General features: G+C 65.0%; 6 protein-coding genes. 5 read left to right on the top strand and 1 reads right to left on the bottom strand.

Going from position 1 to position 5,924, the window contains the following annotated elements; all coding sequences use genetic code 11:
* Positions 1–140: 140 nt before the first annotated feature.
* Together BG35_RS0105645 and BG35_RS10535 are read left to right on the top strand one after the other, a co-directional pair.
* On the top strand, positions 141–917 hold the full coding sequence (locus BG35_RS0105645; RefSeq protein WP_025782057.1) for a metal ABC transporter ATP-binding protein: 777 nt from the start codon (positions 141–143) through the stop codon (positions 915–917).
* The gene (locus tag BG35_RS10535) at positions 910–1,701 is read left to right on the top strand and encodes a metal ABC transporter permease (protein WP_034417321.1); all 792 of its coding nucleotides are present in this window, start codon (positions 910–912) and stop codon (positions 1,699–1,701) included. Before BG35_RS0105645 ends, BG35_RS10535 begins: the two co-directional genes overlap by 8 nt.
* Before the next feature lie 13 nt (positions 1,702–1,714).
* On the opposite strand, the gene BG35_RS0105635 is transcribed toward BG35_RS10535, so the two are convergent.
* Positions 1,715–2,599, bottom strand: coding sequence for an alpha/beta hydrolase (locus BG35_RS0105635; protein ID WP_034417318.1), 885 nt, complete (start codon positions 2,597–2,599; stop codon positions 1,715–1,717).
* Positions 2,600–2,976: 377 nt separating this feature from the next.
* On the opposite strand from BG35_RS0105635, the gene BG35_RS0105630 reads away from it, so the two are divergent.
* The 3 genes from BG35_RS0105630 to BG35_RS0105620 are packed head-to-tail and all read left to right on the top strand — an operon-like array spanning position 2,977 to position 5,862.
* A complete protein-coding gene (locus BG35_RS0105630) occupies positions 2,977–4,200 on the top strand; it encodes a TolC family protein (RefSeq protein ID WP_025782055.1) in 1,224 nt (407 codons plus the stop codon).
* Entirely contained in the window at positions 4,101–4,388 is a 288-nt protein-coding gene (locus BG35_RS13345) for a TolC family protein (RefSeq protein ID WP_236619800.1), read from the top strand. The genes BG35_RS0105630 and BG35_RS13345 overlap by 100 nt, the downstream gene beginning before the upstream one ends.
* A gap of 49 nt (positions 4,389–4,437) precedes the next feature.
* Positions 4,438–5,862 carry a BCD family MFS transporter gene (locus BG35_RS0105620; protein ID WP_025782053.1) on the top strand — a complete coding sequence of 475 codons (1,425 nt, stop codon included), beginning with the start codon at positions 4,438–4,440 and terminating at the stop codon, positions 5,860–5,862.
* Positions 5,863–5,924 lie beyond the last annotated feature (62 nt).

The following is a 5,924-nucleotide window of genomic DNA, read 5'->3' as shown; positions in this document are numbered from 1 at the left end:
AAGGATCTGGGTGTGACAATCAGCGTGTTCGACCCACTGGAAACCGGTAGCAAACAGGCGTCTCAGGACCCCTCCACCTATGTAACCGTGATGCGCGCCAACGGGGCCAACCTGGTAAAAGCCTTTGGTGGAACTCCCTGATGTCAGGCGTGGTGCTACGGGTACAGGATCTTTCAGTACTGCGGGGCGGTACACCTGTCCTGGAGGGAGTGTCCTTCTCACTCCAGAGCCGGAGCAATACGGCTCTGGTGGGCCCCAACGGAGCTGGCAAGAGCACGTTGGTGGCGGCTGTGCTCGGCCTGCTGCCGCGATCTCCCTGTGAGGTGGAGATCCTCGGCCATCCGCTCGGCGCCGAGGGGCAGTTGCCCCGCTCGGTGCGTTCCCAGATCGCCTATGTGCCCCAGAACCTGGCGCTGCAGAGGCGCTTTCCGCTGGCGGTGGCCGAATTTGTGGGCTTCGGCTTCGATTCGCCAGGGCCACGCTGTCCCTGGCACAACCGCCAGGGGCGGCGACTGGCCGTGCAACGGGCTTTGGAGCGCACCCGCTGCGCGGATCTGGGCCAGCGGTTGCTCAGCGAACTCTCCGGCGGCCAGCTTAAGCGCGTCTTGCTGGCCTTCTGCGTGGTGCGTCCCCGTCGTCTGTTGGTGCTGGATGAAGCACAGGCAGGCCTGGATGCTCCCTCCAAGGAGCAGTTTCAGCACCTGCTCCTGGAGCTCTGCGGTCAGGAGGGCTGGACCGTGCTGCAGGTGTCCCACGATCTGGATCTGGTGCGCCGCAATTGCGACCAGGTGCTCTGCCTCAACCGCTGGCTGCGCTGCAGCGGCAGTCCCGATCACACCCTCAGTCCTGAGCGGCTGAGCGAGATCTACGACCCCAATGCCCAATGTGGGTCCTACCGGCAGCACCGCCATGGCTGATCCAGGTCTTCTGGGGGAACCGTTCATGCAGCGCGCCTTGCTGGGCGGGTTGCTCACCGGCGCTCTGGGCGGACTGCTGGGCAGCTTTGCGGTGCTGCGTCAACTGTCGTTCTTCAGCGACGCCCTGGGCCATTCTGCCCTTCTGGGCATCACCCTGGGCATTCTTCTGGGGATCAATCCCACCGTAGTGCTGATTCCGTTTGCGGCAATGATTGCCATACTTGTGAATCAGTTGGTGAAGTACAGCGCCCTGCCCACTGATGCGTTACTCAACATCGTGTACTCCAGTTCACTGGCGGCGGCCGTGCTGGCGCTGAGCTTGGTGGAGACCTACCGCGGCGGGATTCAGCAGTTGCTGTTCGGCGACATCCTCGGCATCAGTTGGCGCGATCTGGGGGTGATCGGAGCCCTTCTGGTTGGTGCTCTGGCGTATCTGGCGCTGAGCCTTCGGGCCCAGGTGCTCCTCACCCTCAACAACAATCTGGCCGGGTCGATGGGCGTACGCACCGGCTGGCGCCAACTGGCCTTCATCACACTGCTGGCCGTGGTGGTGGCGGTTTCCATCAAGGCGGTGGGCGTGCTGTTGATCAGTGCTTTCGTGGTGATCCCGGCCTCTACCGGTTGCCTGCTCAGCCGAAGTTTTCCGCTCTATGTGCTCAACTCGGCTTTGCTGGGGGGAAGTTGCGCCCTGGTGGGTCTTCTGGCTTCCGGCCTCACCAACCTGCCCTCGGGCCCCTCGGTGGTGATGGTGCAGTTTCTGGGGTTCCTGGCTGCTCTGATCTGACGTGTGCTTGGCCTCAGCCGGCCAGCAACTTCCGGGCCAGCAGCGCTCCAAACTCCTGATGCAGCCCCAGGCGGCCGGGGATGAACGTCACCTGATCGGCGTCCTGCGCCAACTGGTGCATCGAGCCGCGGGAGCGGGGCGGGGCCTCAGACGCCACCACCACGTGCAACGGGCACTGGAGCATGGGGATCTGCTGCCGCCACCAGTGGGGATCCGTGGTGCAGTCCAGTCCTCCGCTCACAAAGGCGGCGCTGGCAAAGCGGGCCCGAGGGCGGCGAGCCAAGCGCTGCTGCCGGCGCAGCCGTTCCGGCGCCAGCCAGGTGCTGTTCACCCACACATGGCGGCGCAGCATCAGTCGCAGCACCGGCAAGGTGGTGTTGAGCCGGTAGAGCAGTGGACCGATCAACGGCAGCATCACCAGGTTGCGCAGCCAGCCGAAGCGCTGGGGTGACCAGCCGCTCACGGTGGGCAGGGGGCCGCGCCACGTGGGCGCCACGGCCACGAACTCCCGCCAATGGGACGACCAGGCAGCGGCTTGCCCCAGTGCAATGGGGGTGCTGTGGCCTGCGGCAATCACCGTGATCCGTTGGCCCCGCTCCCGGCCCAGGCGCTCCAGAACTGCCCGTAATGCCGCTCCCATCGATTCTGCGGAGTAGGGAATCGCATCACGATCACTCTCGCCAAATCCAGGCCAGTCGAAGCTCAGCAACTGGCGGCGATCCCCCACCGCCTCTGCCAGGGGCTGCCATTCGCTGCGGCTCGACACGGTGCTCAAGGCCGGCAGCAACAGCCACAGCGGCGCCGTCCACGGGCCACGGCGTTCGAGGGTGATCCGGCGGCGACGACCGTTCAACTTGACCGTAAGCTTTTCCAGTGTACCCCCGAAAGCTGGAGTCATGGGAATCACCGGGCTTCGGGTTGTGATGAATTGACTGGCTGTGCAGAAGCTCGACCTTGGTGCTGAAGGGATCGCGACCGTGCTGCACAGCCCTGCTGATGGCTGAGGACGTGGTTGAGCAGAAGAGTGACGGGACCTGAATCAGGAAACGACTGGCCGGGGCAGGTATTCATGCCGAAGACGAAACCTGTGGGTGTGCGTGAATGATTCTCATTTTAGCTTGTCTCCGGCCGTGGCGGCCGAACGGCCGCCTGAGTCGTTGCGCTGCCGTCTCAAACGTTTCATGCCGACGCTCCCTAGGCTTGGCGCCGTTGTCTGGCTTGCGGCAGTTGTTGAAGAGGTCTCGTCAATGGGTGTCCCCCTTGCTTGCGGGAGCCTTGCTTGCTGGCCCACTACCGCTGGCGGTTGCAGCGGCGGAGCCAGGGTCCACCTCCAACCGCAATGGACCCTTGCCCGCCTCTCTGGCGGATCTGGCGGCGCCGGCGCCCTCCTCCGGCGCGCAGTTGCCGGAGGAGGGGATGGATCAACGGCTGCGGCCCCTGTCCCTGCAGGAGGCCCAGCAACTGGGCCGGGTCAATCACCCCGCCCTGCAGGCGGCGGCCCTTGAGGTGGACTCCCGGGAGGCCCGGTTGGAGGCTTTGCTGAGCGTCTTGAAGCCGCAGGTCACCGTGAGGTCGTCCGCAGGGTTGCCGGCCCTGGCCCTGGAGTATCAATACACCCCGGATGCCTCCTATCCCCGTGGCGAACTGGAAACAAACCTCGCGGTGGAGGCCACCTTGTTGTTGCGCGATCCTCAACGGCTGGCCCTCCTTGCGGTGGAGCGCCACGAACTGGAGCAGGTGAAGATAGAACGCCAGTTCCTGCACCGTGACGTGAAGCTGCAGGTGGCGGAGTCCTACTATGAGCTCCAGCGGGCGGATGCGGAGGTGGAGTTGCGTTTGGCGGCGGTGGAGACCGCTCAGGCCACCTTGACGATCAGCCGTGCTCGCCATGAAGCCGGAGTGGCGTCCCGCCTGGACGTTCTTCAGGCTCAATCCCGGTTGACTGACGATGAAGCCCTGCTTGCCAGCGCCAAGGCCCGGCAGAGCATTGCCCGCCGCCATTTGGCCAGAACCCTGAATCTGCCCCAGGGTGTGGTTCCCACGGCCCGGGATGCCAACACGGGCCAAGGCCGCTGGACCGCAACCCTGGGGGAGAGCCTGGCCGCCGCCTTTGCAACCCGCGAAGAGTTGCAACAGTTTGTTTCCGCAATTCAGGAGCGGGAAGCACGGGCCGAGGAGGCGCTGGCTGCGCTCCAGCCCACCCTCTCCCTCTTTGTGCTGGGGTCCTGGAACCAGGCGTCCGGCAACGTTCTCTCCGACGCCTTGCCCGTGGAAAGCCAGTTCAGGGGACGGGTCTCCACCTCCGTGGGGGTGCGCTTTACGGCCCCCCTCGGCGACGGGGGGGCGCCCGGGCCAGCGCTCGCCGCTGGCAACTGGAGGCGCAGCGGCAGGAGCATCTCCTGGCGGATGCCCGCAACACCTTTCAGCAGCAGGTGGAGAAGGCGTTTTACACCCTTCAGGCCCAGGAAGAGACCCTGGCGTTGCGCGCCCGACAAGTGACCACCCGTAAAGAGACGCTGAATCTCGCCACCACCCGCTACGAGGCTGGCGTTGACACCCAGCAGGATCTGATTGATCAGCAGAATGCCCTGACCCGGGCCGCCGTTGAGCACGCCCAGGCCCTCCTGGACTACAACCTGAGCCTGGCGCAACTGCACCGTTATACAGGTCTGTCCCCCCAGCCCTAGCCTGCCCCCCAGAGCACCCCTTCACCCCCGTCCCCGAGGTCGCAGAACCGTGGCGCCTTCTCAAGATTCCCCGGCAAGTCCGTTGGGCCTGCCCCTGTTACAGGTGCTTCGGCTTGGTTTGTTCCAGGGCTGTCTGGGCGCCATGGCGGTGGTCTTTGCGGGCCTGTTGAACCGCATCATGCTCACGGAACTGGCGTTCCCCGGTTTGCTGGTGGGGGGCGCCCTGGCCTTCGAGCAATTGGTGGCCCCCAGCCGGGTGCTGTTTGGCCAGATCTCCGATGCCAGGCCGTTTCAAGGGCGCTATCGCGTTCCCTACGTGGTGGGTGGCTCCACTCTCTATTGCCTCATCGCGGTGCTTTCCATTCCGCTGATCTTCTTTGTGGGGGATGCCATTGCAACGGACAACAGCCGCGCCTTCTGGGGTGGCGCCACTGCCCTCTGCGGCCTGTTCGCCCTGTTCGGCCTGGCGGTGGGCATGGCCACAACCCCCTACCTGGCCCTGGTGATTGACCGCACCACCGAGCAGGAGCGCCCCCGGGCCGTGGGCATTATCTGGTGCATGTTGACCGTGGGCATCATCGTCGGGGCCGTTTGCATTGCCATCACCCTCCGGAGGGTGGACGGGGTGACGGATCCGGCGGTGCTGCAACCTGCGTTGCAACGCTTCATGATCCAGTTGGCGGTTGTGGTGCTGGCGTTGACCGTCGTGGCCTGCTGGGGGATGGAGCCCCGGGGCGGTTGCCGGAGCGGGAACCGGAACCCTGAAGAGGAGATGACCCTGCCCCGCACCTGGGCCCTGCTCACCGCCAGCCGCCAGACCTTCGTGTTCTTCGGCTTCCTGGTGCTGTTTGCCCTGGGGGTGTTCCTCCAGGATCCCATTCTGGAGAGCTACGGGGCGGAGGTTTTTGGTCTGCCCATTTCCCAAAGCACCATCCTGAACGCCCTCTGGGGAACCGGCACGCTGCTGGGCCTGCTCCTGGCGGGGTTTCTGATCACCCCCAGGTTGGGGAAGATGGCCGCTTCCCGTCTGGGCTGCCAACTGACCACCCTCTCCCTGGCGTTGCTGTTTCTGGCGGGGTGTACCGGCCAGGTGATGGTGTTGCAGGTGGTGATGGTGTTGTTCGGTTTTGCCGTGGGCATTGCCACCAACGCCACCCTCTCCCTCATGCTGGATTTGACGCTGCCGGAGGCGGCCGGCACGTTTGTGGGGGCCTGGGCATTGGCCCAGGCCCTGTCCCGGGCGCTGGGGAAACTCATGGGCGGGGGCCTGCTGGACCTTGGCCATGCCTTCATGCCCGAAGGACTGGGGGCTGGCTGGCTGCCGCCGGCCTTCCCTGCCTACGGCTTCGTGTTGTTCATCGAAGTCCTCATCATGGCGGCGGCTACGTGGTCCCTGGGGGCTGTGCGTGTCCATCAATTTCGCGGGGACACTGCCGGTACGCTGGCCAGAGTGCTGGCTCTGGAGTTGGACTGAGACTTTCTCATGGAGAGAACCATCGCCGCCTGGCAAGAGCAACTGGGTCCTCTTCTGGACCA

The organism is Candidatus Synechococcus spongiarum SH4 (genome assembly GCF_000586015.1).
In the GTDB taxonomy this organism is placed as follows: domain Bacteria; phylum Cyanobacteriota; class Cyanobacteriia; order PCC-6307; family Cyanobiaceae; genus Synechococcus_B; species Synechococcus_B spongiarum_F.
The sequence above is the reverse complement of the archived record's forward strand: the minus strand, read 5'-3'. Positions and strand labels throughout refer to the sequence as shown.